Source organism: Bowmanella sp. JS7-9 (assembly GCF_004329715.1).
GTDB lineage: Bacteria > Pseudomonadota > Gammaproteobacteria > Enterobacterales > Alteromonadaceae > Pseudobowmanella > Pseudobowmanella zhangzhouensis.
The window spans coordinates 73,770-91,029 of the sequence record NZ_JXSY01000002.1; the positions used below are offsets into that span (position 1 = coordinate 73,770).

At 46.7% G+C, this 17,260-nt stretch carries 20 protein-coding genes and 1 tRNA gene; 10 read left to right on the top strand and 11 right to left on the bottom strand.

Going from position 1 to position 17,260, the window contains the following annotated elements; all coding sequences use genetic code 11:
- Nucleotides 1–84: 84 nt before the first annotated feature.
- Both TK45_RS00665 and TK45_RS00670 read right to left on the bottom strand, forming a co-directional pair.
- Nucleotides 85–1,293: an Arm DNA-binding domain-containing protein gene (locus TK45_RS00665; protein WP_371414244.1), complete on the bottom strand. Its 1,209-nt coding sequence runs from the start codon at nucleotides 1,291–1,293 to the stop codon at nucleotides 85–87.
- The gene (locus tag TK45_RS00670; protein WP_131256698.1) at nucleotides 1,271–1,513 is read right to left on the bottom strand and encodes a hypothetical protein; all 243 of its coding nucleotides are present in this window, start codon (nucleotides 1,511–1,513) and stop codon (nucleotides 1,271–1,273) included. The genes TK45_RS00665 and TK45_RS00670 overlap by 23 nt, the downstream gene beginning before the upstream one ends.
- A 137-nt stretch (nucleotides 1,514–1,650) precedes the next feature.
- On the opposite strand from TK45_RS00670, the gene TK45_RS00675 reads away from it, so the two are divergent.
- Genes TK45_RS00675 through TK45_RS16450 form a run of 3 tightly spaced genes read left to right on the top strand, consistent with a single transcriptional unit; the run spans nucleotide 1,651 to nucleotide 2,333 of the window.
- Complete coding sequence (locus TK45_RS00675) at nucleotides 1,651–1,851, top strand: hypothetical protein (RefSeq protein ID WP_131256699.1); 201 nt, start codon at nucleotides 1,651–1,653, stop codon at nucleotides 1,849–1,851.
- Between the two features lie 12 nt (nucleotides 1,852–1,863).
- Nucleotides 1,864–2,163: a hypothetical protein gene (locus tag TK45_RS00680; protein ID WP_131256700.1), complete on the top strand. Its 300-nt coding sequence runs from the start codon at nucleotides 1,864–1,866 to the stop codon at nucleotides 2,161–2,163.
- The gene (locus TK45_RS16450) at nucleotides 2,151–2,333 is read left to right on the top strand and encodes an HNH endonuclease (protein WP_131256701.1); all 183 of its coding nucleotides are present in this window, start codon (nucleotides 2,151–2,153) and stop codon (nucleotides 2,331–2,333) included. The genes TK45_RS00680 and TK45_RS16450 overlap by 13 nt, the downstream gene beginning before the upstream one ends.
- Nucleotides 2,334–2,623: 290 nt before the next feature.
- Here TK45_RS16450 and qatD read toward each other — a convergent pair whose 3' ends face one another.
- Genes qatD through TK45_RS00705 form a run of 4 tightly spaced genes read right to left on the bottom strand, consistent with a single transcriptional unit; the run spans nucleotide 2,624 to nucleotide 7,335 of the window.
- On the bottom strand, nucleotides 2,624–3,361 hold the full coding sequence (qatD, locus tag TK45_RS00690) for a Qat anti-phage system TatD family nuclease QatD (RefSeq protein WP_131256702.1): 738 nt from the start codon (nucleotides 3,359–3,361) through the stop codon (nucleotides 2,624–2,626).
- The gene (gene qatC / locus TK45_RS00695; protein WP_131256703.1) at nucleotides 3,358–4,692 is read right to left on the bottom strand and encodes a Qat anti-phage system QueC-like protein QatC; all 1,335 of its coding nucleotides are present in this window, start codon (nucleotides 4,690–4,692) and stop codon (nucleotides 3,358–3,360) included. Before qatC ends, qatD begins: the two co-directional genes overlap by 4 nt.
- Nucleotides 4,685–5,575, bottom strand: a complete 891-nt coding sequence (locus tag TK45_RS00700) for a hypothetical protein (protein WP_131256704.1) — start codon at nucleotides 5,573–5,575, stop codon at nucleotides 4,685–4,687. Before TK45_RS00700 ends, qatC begins: the two co-directional genes overlap by 8 nt.
- Complete coding sequence (locus TK45_RS00705; RefSeq protein ID WP_131256705.1) at nucleotides 5,575–7,335, bottom strand: P-loop NTPase fold protein; 1,761 nt, start codon at nucleotides 7,333–7,335, stop codon at nucleotides 5,575–5,577. The genes TK45_RS00700 and TK45_RS00705 overlap by 1 nt, the downstream gene beginning before the upstream one ends.
- Before the next feature lie 665 nt (nucleotides 7,336–8,000).
- On the opposite strand from TK45_RS00705, the gene TK45_RS00710 reads away from it, so the two are divergent.
- A complete protein-coding gene (locus tag TK45_RS00710; protein ID WP_131256706.1) occupies nucleotides 8,001–8,417 on the top strand; it encodes a hypothetical protein in 417 nt (138 codons plus the stop codon).
- Between the two features lie 303 nt (nucleotides 8,418–8,720).
- Here the strand turns inward: TK45_RS00710 and TK45_RS00715 are convergent.
- The 5 genes from TK45_RS00715 to TK45_RS00735 all read right to left on the bottom strand — a co-directional run bounded on the left by TK45_RS00715 (nucleotide 8,721) and on the right by TK45_RS00735 (nucleotide 11,792).
- A tRNA-Val gene (locus TK45_RS00715) sits at nucleotides 8,721–8,797 on the bottom strand.
- 110 nt (nucleotides 8,798–8,907) lie between these two features.
- Nucleotides 8,908–9,828: a DUF3080 family protein gene (locus TK45_RS00720; RefSeq protein ID WP_165490669.1), complete on the bottom strand. Its 921-nt coding sequence runs from the start codon at nucleotides 9,826–9,828 to the stop codon at nucleotides 8,908–8,910.
- Nucleotides 9,829–9,922: 94 nt separating this feature from the next.
- Entirely contained in the window at nucleotides 9,923–10,123 is a 201-nt protein-coding gene (locus TK45_RS00725) for a CPXCG motif-containing cysteine-rich protein (protein ID WP_131256708.1), read from the bottom strand.
- 12 nt (nucleotides 10,124–10,135) lie between these two features.
- On the bottom strand, nucleotides 10,136–10,864 hold the full coding sequence (locus tag TK45_RS00730) for a pteridine reductase (protein WP_131256928.1): 729 nt from the start codon (nucleotides 10,862–10,864) through the stop codon (nucleotides 10,136–10,138).
- An 82-nt stretch (nucleotides 10,865–10,946) separates the two neighbouring features.
- Nucleotides 10,947–11,792, bottom strand: a complete 846-nt coding sequence (locus TK45_RS00735) for a fructosamine kinase family protein (RefSeq protein ID WP_131256709.1) — start codon at nucleotides 11,790–11,792, stop codon at nucleotides 10,947–10,949.
- A gap of 195 nt (nucleotides 11,793–11,987) precedes the next feature.
- Between TK45_RS00735 and thrS the strand changes: the two genes are divergently transcribed.
- From thrS to pheS, 6 genes are all read left to right on the top strand, one after another.
- The gene (gene thrS, locus TK45_RS00740; protein WP_131256710.1) at nucleotides 11,988–13,904 is read left to right on the top strand and encodes a threonine--tRNA ligase; all 1,917 of its coding nucleotides are present in this window, start codon (nucleotides 11,988–11,990) and stop codon (nucleotides 13,902–13,904) included.
- 20 nt (nucleotides 13,905–13,924) lie between these two features.
- On the top strand, nucleotides 13,925–14,467 hold the full coding sequence (infC, locus tag TK45_RS00745) for a translation initiation factor IF-3 (protein ID WP_131256711.1): 543 nt from the start codon (nucleotides 13,925–13,927) through the stop codon (nucleotides 14,465–14,467).
- 94 nt (nucleotides 14,468–14,561) lie between these two features.
- A complete protein-coding gene (gene rpmI, locus TK45_RS00750) occupies nucleotides 14,562–14,759 on the top strand; it encodes a 50S ribosomal protein L35 (RefSeq protein ID WP_131256712.1) in 198 nt (65 codons plus the stop codon).
- Between the two features lie 18 nt (nucleotides 14,760–14,777).
- A complete protein-coding gene (gene rplT / locus TK45_RS00755; RefSeq protein ID WP_131256713.1) occupies nucleotides 14,778–15,134 on the top strand; it encodes a 50S ribosomal protein L20 in 357 nt (118 codons plus the stop codon).
- A 130-nt stretch (nucleotides 15,135–15,264) separates the two neighbouring features.
- Nucleotides 15,265–16,143 carry a PEP-CTERM/exosortase system-associated acyltransferase gene (locus TK45_RS00760; protein WP_165490670.1) on the top strand — a complete coding sequence of 293 codons (879 nt, stop codon included), beginning with the start codon at nucleotides 15,265–15,267 and terminating at the stop codon, nucleotides 16,141–16,143.
- 126 nt (nucleotides 16,144–16,269) lie between these two features.
- Nucleotides 16,270–17,250, top strand: coding sequence for a phenylalanine--tRNA ligase subunit alpha (gene pheS / locus TK45_RS00765; RefSeq protein ID WP_131256715.1), 981 nt, complete (start codon nucleotides 16,270–16,272; stop codon nucleotides 17,248–17,250).
- The last annotated feature ends 10 nt before the right edge of the window (nucleotides 17,251–17,260 follow it).

The window sequence follows — 17,260 nt, forward strand, 5'->3', positions numbered from 1 at the left end:
ACATATGCGTGGTTTGACAAATTTTTGTACCAAGAAGGTAATTAAACGCAGGGTTGGAGGATACGCATTCACATTCATTCGGTGTCAGATCATGCCTTTTTTTGCGAGCAAGCTTTCGAATGCACTACCGTCTTGTCTGGTCAGATTTGGCACGTAGCGAGAGTAAACCTCAAACAACATTTTTGTGGTGCTGTGTCCAAGTTGGCGGCTGATCCACTCTGGAGATTCACCAGCAGCTAGCCACAAAGTAGCCGCCGTATGGCGCGACTCATAAGGGCGACGATATGGAATATTGGCCCGCTCTAAGGTCGGTTTCCATATGCGCTTGTTAATGTTCCTGTGATCGAGTGCATTGCCTACTTCGTTGCAAAAGACGTAATCAAAATGGCGAGAACGTTGATACTGTCGCTGCATCGCCTCGAGTACAGGTTGCGACATATGAATGGCACGATAAGACGCGCGGGTTTTTGGCGTTTCAGTTTTCCCGTTCACCAGCGTCTCGTGAATCACAATTTGACGACGTTCAAAATCAACGAAACGCCATTGTAGGCCGTCTATTTCCGCAGTGCGCATCCCGGTAAAAAATCGCACAACGTAGTAATCGTGAAACGGTTCAGGTACATGATGCAAAAAACGCTGTACTTCCTCTAATGACAAAGGGTGTATCTCAGACCGTTCAATTTTTAACGGCGGAATATCTTCATAAGGGTTAGCAAAGTCGAAGCGAACTGCCGCCTCGGTCATGATTCCGCGTAGGGGAGTCATCACATGATTAATCCAGTCATTACTGACGGTATCTTTATCGTGGGCCGCACGCCGTTTACCTAACGACGCCCGGTATTTGATAATGGCTGGACGTGAAATTTCATGCACTTTGCTGCGTCCAAACTCGGGGATTAAGTAGGTTTCCAGTATCAGCTTTATATTTTTCTCGTGTGACGTTTTCCAGCGGATCTGATTTTCGCTAAACCACTCCCAGGCAAATTCCTCAAAATGAGGCACTTCTTCGAACTTGGGCAGATGGGCGTTGAGCTGCTCTATATACTCCCGGGTCGCGTTATCCAGATTTTCCAGCCGAAAGCGCTGTGCCCCCTGCGGAAAATAATCGGAGTAGACGAACCGTCCCAGTTTTATATCCGTAGTGATATCGTTCATGACTTTCTCAATGCGCTTGCGGTTTCGCGGTGTATCAGACAGTGCCGTTAACTCACGACAACGAACGCCGTTATATCGAAAGTCCATCAAAAGTTTGCCATTACGAACTCTAAGGCTAGCCACGGCACACCTTCCCACCCGCCATCGGGATCACAGCGTGAGGTCGGTCACGGTAAGCAAACATTTCTTTCTCAATCGCAGGCCAGATATACAGCACATTGCGCCGTCCGAATGGCCGAATGTAGTGCTTACCCTCCACAAACACAGAGTCGCGCAAGGAAGTACTAATGTAGTGTTTGGAAAAACGGATTCGCTTTGCCAGTTCATCAGCAGTAATCAGGTCGGTATAGTCAGGCATAAATTGCTCCTGTTCGTAGTTACCGACCTTTTTACGACAGAACCAATGCGCGACAAGTTGAACAGAAAACTTGGCAATTGAGCCAAAGATGACTATCTGTTTAACTAATCATCCAGATCAAGGAAGAGTCTGCAAAAATGGAATTTTTACAAATATACGCAGTATTGGCGGTTTGCTATTTCATGTGGGTGTTTCCCCACATTCATCATCACAAATTATTAGGTAACGGTTCGATACCCGCTGAACTGATTACATCACTGGTGTTTGCCTGTACCTGGCCCCTGGCGCTAATGGATGACTTATGGCGCTTTTTCACGTCAAAGTGTAAAGGGCAATAAAGTAAGGATCAGGTGACATATATCACACAAAAGCGCAGAACCGCCCGCTATCAGAGTTTGCAGCGCGCGCATTCAGCGATTCGTTCCTGGTTGGACAAACAAGACGCGCGAGCACAAGCCATTTTGTATGTGCCGGGAGAACTGCCGCAGTCGTTTACCTGCCAGAGCCAGTTACCAGAACAGGCTGACAAGGCGACAAACTTTTACAACACGCAGGAATGGAAAGCGTTGCGCCTGCGCGCATTTGAACGCCATGGCAACCAATGTTTGTGCTGTGGGGCAGGCTATGACAAGGAGCTGTGTTGCACGTAGACCACGTTAAGCCCCGTGCGAAATTTCCGGAGTTAGCGTTGGATATCAACAACCTGCAAATTCTGTGTGAAACCTGCAATCTCGGCAAATTACACTACTGTCGGTCACACATGTCATTGTCATCGCTCGACACCAAGAAATGCGGCTACCGGAGCGTTTTCGCACAATGAAATTGAGGTCGTCGCACATTAAAATGTCATCAATCGAACTACAAGTACTTTGAAGGCTAAGGATTGTTCTTCGCTGTAACGTTTCTTCATTTCGAGATATCCATTGGCCTCAGTTTATTGGAAATCTCATTAAAATCATGGCGCTAAATCTGGGGAGAAAGTCAGAAGGCCTTCTCACATTGAATCCAACAGCATAGCCTTTACCAGATGTTGTTTTTTTAAGGCAGGTTTAGGGTTAGCATTTACTTGTGGCCAGCCGGTTTCAGAAAAGCGCCAGAGTCAATAAAAGTTCATGCTAAGCCGCTATTCAACAACAAAACTATGTTTCGTTTAAGTTGAGCAACAACATTCTCGGTACTAGTTTTCCACAATAAGGCCAACTCATGAATAGCGAGCTTGGCTTGCGAGGGTAATAGTGGGGAATTATCTACTTTCGCAAATGGACCATCAGTTTCGAGTAGTACTCGATCAGGCGGTAACCACGAAGCAACTTTCAGTCCCCGATTTGAATTCAACATAGCCGGGCCAACAGAAAAAAAACAGCCATGTTCAGTTGCTTCTATTACTTGTTTTTTGGTTCCTAAAAACCAATGAAGTATTGGTATTCCTGCATAGGGGTGAGCTTTCAAGCACTCAAGTACTTGTTCTGTAGCGTTGAGGCTGTGAATAGAAAGGATTTTGTCATTGAACTGCGTACACTTTTCAAGAATATGGTTGAAGACGTAGAGTTGATCTGCGATGTACGGTATGTAACCCTTTGAACCATCCAGACCTATCTCTCCTATGTATCTAGTTTCACATACTAATTCATCGAAGATGGCTAGTTCATTCTTTCTCAAATGGGCAAGCTGTGGATGTAGCCCTAAAGCGGTCTTGCAACGGGCGATTCCTTCTGTGAGTTTAACTGTGCCTCTCCAAGCGGAAGGCACAGTGGTAACTGACAGCACATAATAATTACATTCTCTCAAGTCATTAAGTACCTCACTGTGATCTGGATACAAATCGACATGACAATGCAAATCCATCATGCAAGGCCGACCGATTTCAAAAATGCTTCAACTTCGGCCAAGCCTCTTTTCACCGTAGACTCCAATTTTACACGTGTCTCTTTATTTTGTGGCAAGGGACCAGACTGACGCAACCAAGCCATGTAATCTGGACTTTTCTTTAATCTAAGTATTGCAGTTTGTACCGCGTGGACGTCGTCTCTTTTTTCGTATTCTTTCAGAATGCTTTTAAGTCGAGGAACAGCATAGGCAGCATCTTTTTCAAAGCCTGCATGAAACACTGAAGCTCGTCGGATTAAGCATGGAAGACAATAGCCACATTGTATATGTTCTCGATGCCAGTGACTGCAAGATACACTCAAAGGTATCGCTTGTTTTACAGCGTCTTGATCGACACACTCAGCTAGCATCTCGCCTTTGGTTTTAAACTGATATGGGTTCACGAAATGGATATTAAATCCAACATCATTGAGCAATCCCTCTAGTTGAGAGAGGAAGTTCGGATGAGTTGTCCGGGTGCTATGGCTACCAATGCGCCTTCTAGTTAACGGCGGGTTAATCGATATGTATCCATTTTCAGGCACAATAATCCGGGAAATAGTATTATCATTATTTGCGCCTCTAAGTGCCGCAATCCCCAATACAGCCATCGCCAAAAAATTAAAGCTCCTTCCTCTCATGCTGGTATCGTTTGCATGATTGGCCTGACTGGATAGTTGTGGGGCTATTGAGTAAGACAATTCACCATAGGGTTTCTTTAGAAGTTTTTTAATGTCTTGCTGTTTGGCTCCATCAGCTCTGTAAGCGTGGCTCACGAGCATTGGCCTCACATCAGATTGCCCGTTGAGAATATCGATTGCCCCAACAGCACTGTCCAATCCTCCAGAGAACAGACAGACCGCATTCAATCCTTTCAGTGATTCCGTAGTAAGTTTGGACTGTTTGCTATTTATTGGCTTGGGTAGAGTTAAGTCAGACTTGCTAAAAGTTAATTTCCATTGATCGCCCGTTAAGAAACCTAACAGTGATTCAAGTCTTGTGGCTACTGCTTTCCACTTATCTGGAGCCAAGACAGGTATGTGGAGGTTCAAGATTCTGGACCAAGAATTTGGCGCATTCTCTCTTGGCTCAAATGTCTCCGCCGAAGTCACCGCTGTTGCGATAGTTACCAAATCAAGCGCATCGGGATTCACTGCAACTCCAAGCTTTCTAATCTTGGTGAGCAATTCTTTCGATGCGTGACTGCATTTATACTTATTTAGCGGATGGCTATCAAAAATTTGTACCGGATGGCATTCGTCAGAGTAGTCAGGAAGCTTATTGGGGTCGTGATGGAAGTAAAAATCAGTCATTGAATTTCTCCCAATACTCTACAGTCTTTGATATTGCCTCAATCTGAATTTTCTTAATATTGTTCTTGGTGATATCACTGGGATTGCCGTTTGTCGCTTTGTCCATTTCTTGCTGCGTTATCACTTTTATAAGCTCCCTCAGTTCGCTTTCCATTTTGTGATGCTTTGTCGCTAACTCTGCTTTAAACCAAGCTTCACCCATTCCTGTAACAACATCCTGAAAAATTAGGTCGGTTAAATAGCAAGAAATTGCGTCTTGAATTACCTCATCCGTAAAACTTGCAGGGTCGAAGTCTTGCGTATCAGGAAGAGCTTCTTCCAAAGCGTAATTCAGCGCAATGCGCACCGAATCTGAATCAGAGTTGTCTGGCGCTAGGTGAGAGGCAATGCGATCAATCGCTTGATCAGTAGAAAGGCCACGAAGGTCATTAAGAGATAGGGTTTGATCACCCACGGTAACACTGCCACCGCGCATCATTCCTACCAAACCTGAACCTGCGGTTATACCACTGGCTAACCGTCGGCTTGTACCTTTCCCGCCACCGGAGGATTTTTTAGCGTAGTTCTTTAATGAGCGCCTCAGATCTGAGGTTGTGCCTCCAGTACCTGCATACTTGCCAAAAGCTTGTCTTGCACTTTTGAATCTACTTGGGGGCGGTTGCGCATGATCTGGAGGACCAATCTCCTGTTGTACCTTATCGTTATCAACTTCTTGGCTATTATCTTTGTCATCGTTGTCTTGCTCTCCTCCGCCATCTCCGAGACCTAAGTCTCCATCTGAGTTAGAATCTGGACCGATTGATAGTCCATCTCCACCTTCAGCCCACGGCGGCACAAGGGGATTTTTATCTTTTGGTCCTCTCGATGATGCTGATGTTCCCATTATTTAGCTCCTTCTAGCTCTTCGATGATTGGAGTCATCCAACGTGCAGGCGGTAGTTGCTTCATAAAATCCAAAAATGTAGCCTTGCACCTAACGTCTTTTTCAGCGAGCAATCTTGCCCCAAAAATCCCATCGGGGCACTTACTCCAATCACCTATAGGTCTCAGTTTTTCAAGCAAAGCATCCATTGCTGGCATGTAATCATCAGGTGGAGTATCTTCAATTGCTTTACTGCTTGCTATACTTATTCGTTGGCTTTGCTTCAACAATGCCATAACAAGTTTTTGGGCTGCTCCTGACATCACTGTTCCAAATGCTCCCATAGGCACATTTTCTTTACTCAGATAGAGGGCTGGGGTTAAATCAACTTCAGAAAATTTAGGCGTTAATCTTGACCATTTAGCCAGAAAGTTTTTCTCGGCCTTCCACTCTTCAGGTAGAGCGATCTCGTCGATGTTAGCCCCGTCCGCCTCAAGTTCAGCCAAAATCTTCGGTTTTCCATCTTCGGAATCAATCATTTGGTAGAATTTATTAGTAGCTCTTGTTCCAAGGCAACGCTCAAAGATTACCAGCTTAGTTATGGTTTTTTCATCTAACTGCATACCGCGTCGAAGAGCTGTTTTTCTTCGTATTCTTACTTGGTTAAGGAGACGTTTTACTATTCGCGGGTTGCCATTAATGTTGGATGATTCAGCTAGCAGAGGCGCAAGTTGTTCTGCAACAACGAACTTACTCCTCAGTTCAGAAACGTCCTGAAGTTCTTTACCTTCGAGCAAGTCATCAATAGCGACTGCATCTTCTTTCCAAGACATCTTGAGATTGAGTTCAAGTTGATGTCGTAGTGCCTCAAGCGGTTTCCCCGTGACACCGTGATCAAGCGCAACCAGCATTATCAGATAGGCTCTTATTTCTAAAGTGCCGGGACGCGGCACATGTATAGGAATTTGAATCAGTTTGTCCAAATAATCTGTTTGGTGTCTCTGAGAGGAACCTTTGTGGTACTCACCGACAGCTAGTCGGATCATGTCTTCATCGGCTGCAATGACAAATGCCGTGTTGGGTAGAAATAAGAAAAGGCGAATAGCTTCTAGCGTTGAAATAGCGTTATAGGGCGAGCAACGGTCTAAATTATCAACGTAGACAATCAAGGGCTTACCAAATTCAGCAAGAAGATCAGAGTACGCTTTTCTGAATTCCTTGATTTCTTTAGGTGGAGAGAAATCCTTTTTTTCGCTCAAAAGGTCTTTGTTTTTGTTGGCCACCTCTCCCGCGCCTTCAACTCCATTCTTAACATCTTCGAAATCATACTCACCATTTTCTCCGCCACTGAACATTCCAAAAAGCTTTTGGAACCCGCCAAATGTCGGAACCCCTGCTATGAGGCCTCCTGCATCCATTAAAAGTCCCATAAGTCTGATCTTGTTAACTCGGCTAGCAAAGTCTTTGGCCTTCGCGCTTAAGCTTTTATCAGCCTCGGCTCGTTTGACGAGCGTTGTAGCGATTGTCTCTAATAATGCTGCTTTGGCATCGTCGTAACCTTGGAACATCCATGCATCGAAACTGACTTGGATATAATCTTCCTCGTCATCTGCAAGGGCAGACTTTGTCAGTTCCAGAATTGTTGATTTACCTGCCCCCCAATCACCAAACACACCAACACTTATTGGCATAAGATTTTTTTCAGTGATCAGGTCTTTGATTGATTCGGCAGTTTCATTGAAGTTCAGAAAATCGATTTTTGATTCTTTATCGGACCACATTGCTATATCCCTATTTAGCGTGCCCCACGCTAAGCTTGTTATGTATTTTTATTTCAATAAACGCATTGCGTTTAATGACATCTTTGCTAGCGCAGAACACTCATAAGTTTTTGGGCACAATTTTTAATATATGAATCATTAAGTTAATGATTCATAGTACATCTGGCCTGAAATGAGATCCATAACTTTACTACCGCGTTTAGCAGTGTATTTTCTCTGCTTTTTGATTCATTTTTTGTTACCCCCCGGACAGGCGTCAGCCGCTTGCCAACTAGAACATTTTAAGAGGCCCTTTGACTTAAGGTGCGAACGGCAGAGTACTCGATGATTGAAATAAGATGTGTATTCTCATCAAAACTAGCCATTTTTTGATGACAATAGCTTAGCCGACGTGAATCGACTACGCAGTCTCTAGTGATTTCTAATCCTTTTGTTGCGTTCAAAATTTGTCCGGAACATCCACATTAGACTTAAATAAGTACCGTCCAACGAATGATGTTAACAAAAGTACTCACCTCCACACAGAGGGTTAAAGTAACCTTGTTTCTCTAATCTATTACCTGATAATTTCACGACCTACAAATTAAGGTATTTGTCGATGCTGAATCTGCTTGGACGTCACTGCCAGTTATGATTGGATCAGTTGCTGGACAGACCTGGAATAAGTGCTGATTGTTCACGGATTTTGCACTTATCCTAATTATTTCGACGATCTGATGCAGATCGCCAGAATCGCTCTAATAGACAGTGCCAAAACATATGGTCACACACTCGGGGTTCAGTTTTTTAGCTACGCGAGTAATCGAATACGATGGCGCATGGCCGACTTTATGAAAGACGAATTTGCTTATTGTGATCATGATGAGCTGCCCGTCCACCTTGAACCAGAAACCGGAAGCTTTCTGACGAGATTTGCGTTGGAGCGCTGCGTTGAAAAACTCGATGAACGTTCTATCGAGATATTAGAAGCCTGTTTGGGGATTGCACCCAGCGCCCATGTTAAAGATATGAGCACGACAACCAAATGCCGGAAATTCAAATCACTGATAGCGAAATTAAAAAGTGTTATCGATGATGACTAGGCCTGCATGGCGAGTTTAACCGTTAAAAATTTTAAAAAGGGGACGAGAGTCCCTTTTTTGTTACCAGAAAACTTATATTCAAAACCGAATTAAATCTCGCCAAAGATCCAATCGCCCAAAAAATTGAAATTTTCTTACAATAACATTATGTGCCCATCTGGCTGGGGGTCAGTTTTTGGCCGAAATCGGCAAGTGCGGAAAAGGGCGTTGGGCACCGTTTGGGCACCGGGACAGCAGATCGTTTGACCCCCACCGTAATGGGCACCAGATCGTTGTATAAGATATTGATTTATATAAGGAAATTGGTGCGTCCGAGTAGACTCGAACTACCGACCCCCACCATGTCAAGGTGGTGCTCTAACCAACTGAGCTACGGACGCACTGTATTGGAATTACCGAAGCGGTAAGCGGGGCGTATATTAGCGATGCCGTTTGGCCGGTGCAAGTGCTTTTTCCTTAGTTTCACGCCGTTTGCTTGTTTTCTGAACGTTCAGCGCTTGCCGGGTTTAATTTCGCAGCGGCGATAGACATCCTGCCAAAAGGTGACGTGCTCCCTAATCGCCTGTTGGCTGGCGTTAAAAGCCAGCGTAATCGCGTCAATATTGGTGCGAAACTCTGGCGACACCAGCTCAACCGACTTAAGCGTTTCTAATGTGGGCATCAGCGTGTAATAGAGTTGGTTGGCCTGACCGGCGTCTGCCTGAATACCCTGAATAAAATAGCGATTAAATACGTTTACAGCGTATTCCACCGATTTGCCTGCACGTCCGTTTGGGCAAGTAAATGTCAGATTGTTTTGCCAATCATTCAGCGCATTAAGGTAATGAGCCTGCATTTTGAATTGGTTGTAAAGCCGTTTTGGCAAACGTTGCCGGTCAATCTGCTGTAAATGCGTCTCCAGCGTTTTGCTATCTGCTTTAACCTGTTGAGTGACGACCCTGGCCAGATAAGAAAAGGCCGCTAATGAAGCTGAATAACTTTCCTCGCTGACGATACCCTGACCGCTGTTCGTCAGGCTATTGGTGATTTCGCGGCTTTGATCAACTAGGCGTGCAATTGAATAGGGCTGGCGAGCCTGCAGATCCTGTTGCCAGCCGGCGAGCTTTTTTACCAAGGTGTCGTCGGAATTACTTGTTTGGCAGGTACCTAATGCTTCCAGCAAGGCTCGCTGGTAAAGAAAGCGTTGCGATGGAGCCTGCAATTTTCCCAAGGTGGTATTGCGCTCGGCTATCAGGCTCTGCGCGGCGCAGCCCTTGAGTTGATGAAAGTCAGACAGGGTGATTTGCAGCGCGTCTGCTTCAGCTATCACGGGTAGGGTGGACAACGTCAGCCTGGGCGGTGAAATGCCGGGTGGCTGAACATCCTGTGTTGTTGCGAGTCTGTTGGCATAGTCTATCAGGCGTTCTGACAACCCGGCCGGCCGACAGGCGACTAATCCAACTAAACAAAGCAGCGCAAGCGATCTGCCCAGACCGCGCAATAACCTGGTAAGCGCTACTTTGGGATTAATAAATCTGTTCGTCGTCAGAACTCACCATTAACTGGATTTTGCCATGTTGATCGTCGATATGCAGGGTCAGATGGATGGGATTGCAGCAGTTACTGCAATCTTCAATGTAATCCTGGTCACCGTTACTGGTATCAAATTCCACATGCATATGGTGGCCACAGTTAGGGCATTCAATGGTCTTAGAGGGAAGTGACATCTTAAACTCCTCTTAATTAAGTGATCGGCCTCCATCCACCGCCAATATCTGACCGTTTACGTAAGCCGCCCTGACCAGAAAGCTCACCGCATCGGCAATATCCTGTTCGTTTCCGAGCCGTTGCAATGGAATGCTGGCCATTACCTGTTGTTTGACCTCAATTTCCATGCCTTGTTCCGGCCACAGAATTGCACCGGGGGCAATCCCATTAACCCGCACATGGGGCGCTAACTCTAAAACCAGCGATTTGGTCATCATTGCCAGCGCCGCTTTGGCCATACAATACAGAGTATGGCCTTTAAGTGGGCGTTCTGCATGGATGTCAATCATATTGATGATCACCCCTTGTCTGGCTTTGAGTTCGTTGGCCAGCGCCTGACTAAGCAGGAAGGGTCCCTGCATATTGCTGCCGACCAGCGATTGCCAGTCACTATTGTCATAGTCACCGAAAGGCTTGGCGTAAAAGGTTGATGCGTTGTTGATAAGCCCATCAAGTTGACCAAAACAATCCAGTGCACTGTGGGCGAGAGCGTCGATATTGGCGATCTCTGTGATATCCGCCTGCACCACTTTGGCGGAGTCGGCACGCTGGTTGTTAAGTTGCTGGGCTAATTCATCGGCCGCCTGACGGGACTGGTTGCAATGAATGATTACCCGCGCTCCCTGGCTGTGCAGCAATTGTGCGCTGGCTTTGCCTAAGCGTTTTGCCGAACCGGTGAGTAAAAATACCTTGTTGGTGATATCTAACATGTTGATTTGTATCTGAACTATTTGTACTGGTTGCACTAAGTGTACCTTTGTACTCAGTACAGGGGAATTCGGACTACTGCAGATTATCAATAATCAGGGTTGTTGCGCTGTGATAGCTGTCACCAAACAGCAGACAATGATTTAGCAGGTGATATAACTGATAAACCGGCTTGCGCCATTGGTAACTTTCGGTCAAAGGCCACTGTTGGTTGTATCCCGAAAAAAACGCCGGGGGAAAGCCGCCAAATAATTCAGCCATGGCGATATCGGTTTCACGATCGCCAAAATAAAACGCAGGATCAAACCAAAATGCCTGCTGTTGATAAAATCCCACGTTGCCAGACCATAAATCGCCATGCAATGGGCTGGCCGCAGGCTGATGGCCAGACAATAACTTGTGTACGTTGCTCACCACAGTCTGAATATCTGCAAATTCAACGCCGCGCTCTTTAAGTAGTTGCAGCATAAAGCCAACCCGTTGTTCAGCGAAAAACATCGCCCAGTTGTTATGCCAGGCGTTTTTTTGTGGGGTAGGGCCGATAAAATTGTCCTCCTGCCAGCCGTATTGCCGTTGCGCCTGACTGGCATGAAACTTTGCGATCGCAGCGCCCAGTTGCGCCCAGTCACCATGATGAACCAAATCGATATACTGCATGGCGATGAAACTACGTTTACCACTGCTGCCGACCATTAGTGGCTGCGGAGATTGAGGGCAAGGGGTGGTATTGAGTATTTGCAGGGCGCGATATTCAGCTTCGAGGCGATCGCGCTCTTTACGTGATGCCAGTTTTATAAACAGGTGATGCGCGTTGCCACTTAAATGGAAATGCTGCTGCGAACCGCCAACCGGTTGTGGGGCTGACCAGGCCTGTTCTTTTCCCAACACGTCATTTAATTGCTGATAAATCGACTGCCACATAAGCACCCCGCAAAATGTCGACGCAAAGTATAGTCAGCATAGCGGGTTGTCGTTGGCAAAGTGCATGGGGATTGATATAGTTCGCGCATCGCGTCGGCTGACAGTATCAGCCGGAAAAAACACCCCGCGCGGGTGTTTTTTTATTTTTTAAATCATGTGGCACTTGGTTTGTGTCACCACTGTATAGGAACAATCATGCCTGTAATTACTCTTCCTGACGGCAGTCAGCGTCATTTCGACCATTCCGTTTCTACCATGGATATTGCCAATGATATCGGCCCAGGTCTGGCTAAAGCCACTATTGCCGGTAAGGTCAATGGCGAACTGGTCGATGCATGTGACCTGATTGAAAATGATGCTGCCGTGCAAATTATTACTGCCCGTGATCAGGAAGGCCTGGAAATTATCCGCCACTCTTGTGCGCACTTATTAGGTCATGCAATTAAACAGTTGTGGCCAAATACCAAAATGGCGATTGGTCCGGTTATCGATAACGGCTTTTATTACGATGTCGACATGGAACAGTCTTTGTCGCAGGACGACCTGGATGCGCTAGAAAAGCGCATGAACGAACTGGCCAAAACCAGCTACGACGTTATCAAGAAAAAGGTCAGCTGGCAGGAAGCCCGTGATGTTTTCGCCGCCCGTGGCGAAAGCTATAAGATGGAAATTCTGGATGAAAACGTCAGCAAAGATGATCGTCCGGGTTTGTACCATCACGAAGAATATATCGATATGTGCCGTGGTCCGCACGTACCGAACATGAAATTCTGCCAGCACTTCAAAATTATGAAGGTAGCGGGCGCCTACTGGCGTGGAAACAGTGACAATAAAATGTTGCAGCGTATCTACGGCACGGCCTGGGCTGATAAAAAGCAATTGAGCGCGTATTTGCAGCGTCTGGAAGAAGCTGAAAAGCGTGACCACCGTAAAATCGGTAAAACGTTAGATCTGTTCCACTGGCAGGAAGAAGCGCCTGGGATGGTGTTCTGGCATAACGACGGCTGGACGATTTACACCGAGTTGGAGCATTTTGTCCGTAAAAAACTGCGTGAATACCACTATCAGGAAGTAAAAGGGCCATTGATGATGGACCGCAGCCTGTGGGAAAAATCTGGTCACTGGGACAAATACGCGGAAAACATGTTCACGACTGAGTCTGAAAAGCGTGAATATGCAATTAAGCCCATGAACTGCCCGGGTCACGTACAGATCTTTAATCAGGGTTTGAAATCCTACCGCGATCTGCCATTACGTATGGCGGAATTTGGTTGCTGTCACCGTAACGAACCAAGTGGTGCCTTGCATGGCCTGATGCGTGTGCGTGGTTTCACCCAGGATGATGCGCATATCTTCTGTACCGAAGAGCAAATTCTGGCCGAAGTCGGTGGCTGTATTGATATGGTCTATGACACATACAAAACCTTTGGTTTTGATAAAGTTGTGGTCAAACTGTCTACCCGCCCTGAAAAGCGTGTTGGCTCAGATGAAATCTGGGATAAGGCCGAAGCAGCACTGGCCGAAGCGCTGAATAGTAAAGGTATTGAGTTCCAGTACTTACCGGGTGAAGGCGCGTTCTACGGGCCGAAAATTGAATTTACCCTGCATGATTGCTTAGACCGCGCATGGCAGTGCGGTACCGTACAGCTGGACTTCTCTATGCCAAACCGTTTGGGCTCAACTTATGTGGCCGAAGACGGTGAGCGTAAAGTGCCGGTTATGATTCACCGTGCGATTCTGGGCTCATTGGAGCGATTCATCGGCATTCTAACCGAGGAATTCGCCGGATTCTTCCCGTTTTGGTTGGCGCCTCAGCAAGCGGTAATCGTTAATATTACCGATAATCAGGCTGAATATGCCCGCAAAGTTGAAAAAACTTTACGTGATGAAGGCTTCCGCGCCAAGTCTGACTTGAGAAATGAGAAGATTGGCTTTAAAATCCGCGAGCACACATTAAGGCGGGTACCGTTTATGCTGGTCGTGGGCGACCAGGAAATGGCTCAAGGCCAGGTCGCATTGCGTACACGCCGTGGAGTAGATTTAGGTAAATTCACTATCGAACAGGTAGTGGAACTGTTCAAAGAGCAGTACAACACCAAAATCATCGATTAATTATCTTGGAGGAATAGCCTATTAAAAGCGCGAGTAACAAGGGTCAGTCGTCAGATAAAGCCCGTATTAACGAAGAAATCGAAGCGCGTGAAGTTCGTTTGATTGGAGCCGATGGTGAGCAGGTAGGTGTGGTAAGCATCGCAGAAGCAACCCGTATGGCAGAAGACGCAGATATGGATTTGGTGGAAATCAGCCCAAATGCCGCCCCTCCTGTTTGCAAAATCATGAACTATGGCAAGTTCCTCTTTGAAAAGGGCAAAGCTCAGAAAGAGCAAAAGAAAAAGCAGAAGCAAATTCAGGTCAAGGAGGTTAAATTCCGCCCTGGCACTGATGAAGGCGATTACCAGGTCAAACTGCGCAACCTGCGTCGCTTTCTAGAAGCGGGTGATAAGGCCAAAGTAACGATTCGTTTCCGCGGACGTGAAATGGCCCACCAAGAGATCGGCATTGATCAACTAAACCGAATTAAAAAGGATTTAGAAGACATTGCCACTTGCGAATCCTTCCCGGACAGGGTGGAAGCTCGCCAGATGATCATGGTGCTTGCCCCAATTAAGCGGTAATTAAGGTATACAAGTAACGACTCATCACCGTTCACCTGATTACTAAGTTGAAATACGGACACATGTCCGAAACTTAAAATGCGGAGTTTTAGCAATGTCTAAAATGAAAACAAACAGCAGTGCCAAGAAGCGTTTCAAGAAAACCGCTTCAGGCCGCTTCAAAAGCAAGCAGTCTCACTTGCGTCACATCCTGACCAAGAAGAGTTCTAAGCGTAAACGTCACTTACGTGGCAAGAAACTGGTTCATGATTCGGATACAGCGTTGATCCAACGCATGATGCCGTACGCTTAAACGAGAGGAGACTGAATAATGGCAAGAGTTAAACGCGGTACTATCGCTCGTGCTCGTCACAAAAAAGTATTAAAGCAAGCTAAAGGTTACTACGGTGCCCGTTCACGCGTTTATCGCGTAGCGGTACAGGCTGTAACTAAAGCCGGTCAATATGCATACCGTGACCGTCGTCAGCGTAAACGTCAATTCCGTCAACTGTGGATTGCACGTATCAACGCTGCTGCGCGTCAAAATGGCATGTCTTACAGCCGCTTCATCAACGGTCTGAAGAAAGCCTCTGTCGAAATCGATCGTAAGATCCTGGCCGACATCGCGGTACATGACAAAACTGCATTTAGTGCGCTGGTAGCAGCGGCTAAAGGCGCTCTGGCTTAATATATTTTTTAAGTTGACCTTAAGTTCTTAATTTTTTGAAAACGGGAGGCCGGATGCCTCCCGTTTTTTATTGCGGCGCGAAAGCTATCCTTGACCTAGACTGGATTTGAGTTTGGTCAGGATGAACAAAATGCAGCATATTCCACGCTTTAGCGCGAAAATGGGCGGGCAACGTCGTCATGTCCGTGCATTTCTTGCAAACTTTAATCTGAAATATCTCAGCCGTTCCGTCGATCAGATTCATCAACATTTCTCCCGTTATTTCACCTTGCACATCGCCAATGATGAGCACGAAAAGCGTTTGTGCTATCAAACCCGTCATCAGGTGTTTGCAGAAGAGCTCAAGCAGCATCTGCCTTCGTCGCAGCGCATAGATAACGATGAATTTGATGCGTACAGTGTCATTGGGTTTGTCCGACACAAATCGTCCGGAGCATGTGCAGGAACGGTCCGTTTGGTACTCCCGCACCATGCCGGTCAGCCATTGCCAGTAGAGCGCGCCGCATCGGCAGCTTTGCGTCTGGAGGCGAATCATCCTCACCATTTTCATCCAACCTCGATATGTGAGATTTCAAAGTTAGCGATCCCGGCGCATTTTCGGCGGCGCAGTGTTGACCGGGGCGGTTGGCAGGCAACAGCCGATGGAGTGCATCCTCAGGCCGATTTGCAAAATTCGCGCTTGTTACCCTATTTGGGTATGGCACTGTATTTTTTAGCCTTTAGTTTGTCGCGCTACTATCACGTGCAGTACGGTTACGTGGTACTGCAGCCACGAATGGCCAGAACCATGGCTTTGCTCGGCATTGAGTTAATTCCGGTGGGAAAACCCTTTGAACAACACGGCCAACGCCAGGCTTATTTGTATATGCCGGAACGGGTGCTGACAGCGTTACCGCCCAATTTACGCTCACTACAAAAAGCCATGATCGATAATTTAACCCGACGCGGAGAGTTGCCGTCTTTTCAGTCATTCCGGCACAACAAGTTTCAGCGTGAAATACCTGAATAAAACGTATCATCCATTCGGAATGTATAGCCGCAAACCCCTGAAATCGTGTAGAATTTCGGGCTTTTAATAATCGAACGTCAATAGCCGGTATGCATACCGGCGATTCGCCACTACTACGGGGATAAAATGGAGCTAGAAGCCATCATCCAGCAGGCCGAAGCTGAGATAAATGCCGCCTCCGTGGTCGCAGAACTGGAAGAAGTTCGTGTTGACTACATGGGTAAAAAAGGCAAGTTAACCGAGCAGTTAAAGAGCTTGGGCAAGTTATCAGCCGAAGAGCGACCTGCCGCGGGTCAAAAAATTAATGAAGCGAAACAGCGTATTCAGCAATTACTTACCGCTAAGGGTGAGCAGCTGCGTATGGCCGCGTTAAATGCCAAGCTGGCCAGTGAAACAGTCGACGTTACGCTGCCGGGTCGTCATAGTGAAGTGGGGGGCCTACACCCGGTTTCCCGTACGATTGCGCGAATCGAGTCATTTTTTAACGAGTTGGGTTTTGCTGTTAAATCTGGCCCGGAAGTAGAAGATGCGTTCCATAACTTTGATGCGTTGAATATTCCTGCACACCACCCTGCACGTGCTGACCATGATACGTTTTATTTCAATCCGGACTTAATGCTGCGTACCCAAACCTCGGGCGTGCAGATCCGTACTATGGAGGCAGAAGCGCCACCGCTGCGGATTATTTCGCCAGGACGGGTTTACCGGAACGATTACGATCAGACGCATACGCCGATGTTCCACCAGGTAGAAGGCCTGATGGTGGATAAAAACGTCAGCTTTACTGAGCTCAAAGGCATTTTGCATGACTTCCTGAATCATTTTTTCGAGAAAGAGCTGACTGTGCGTTTCCGTCCGTCTTATTTCCCTTTCACTGAGCCAAGTGCTGAGGTGGATGTAATGGGTGATAACGGCAAATGGCTGGAAGTATTGGGCTGCGGCATGGTGCACCCGAATGTATTGCGTTCAGTGGGCATTGATCCGGAAGTGTATACCGGGTTTGCGTTTGGTATGGGCGTTGAGCGTCTGACCATGTTGCGCTATGGCGTCAATGATTTGCGCGCCTTCTTCGAAAACGATTTACGTTTCCTTAAGCAGTTCAATTAAGGGGCAGGGA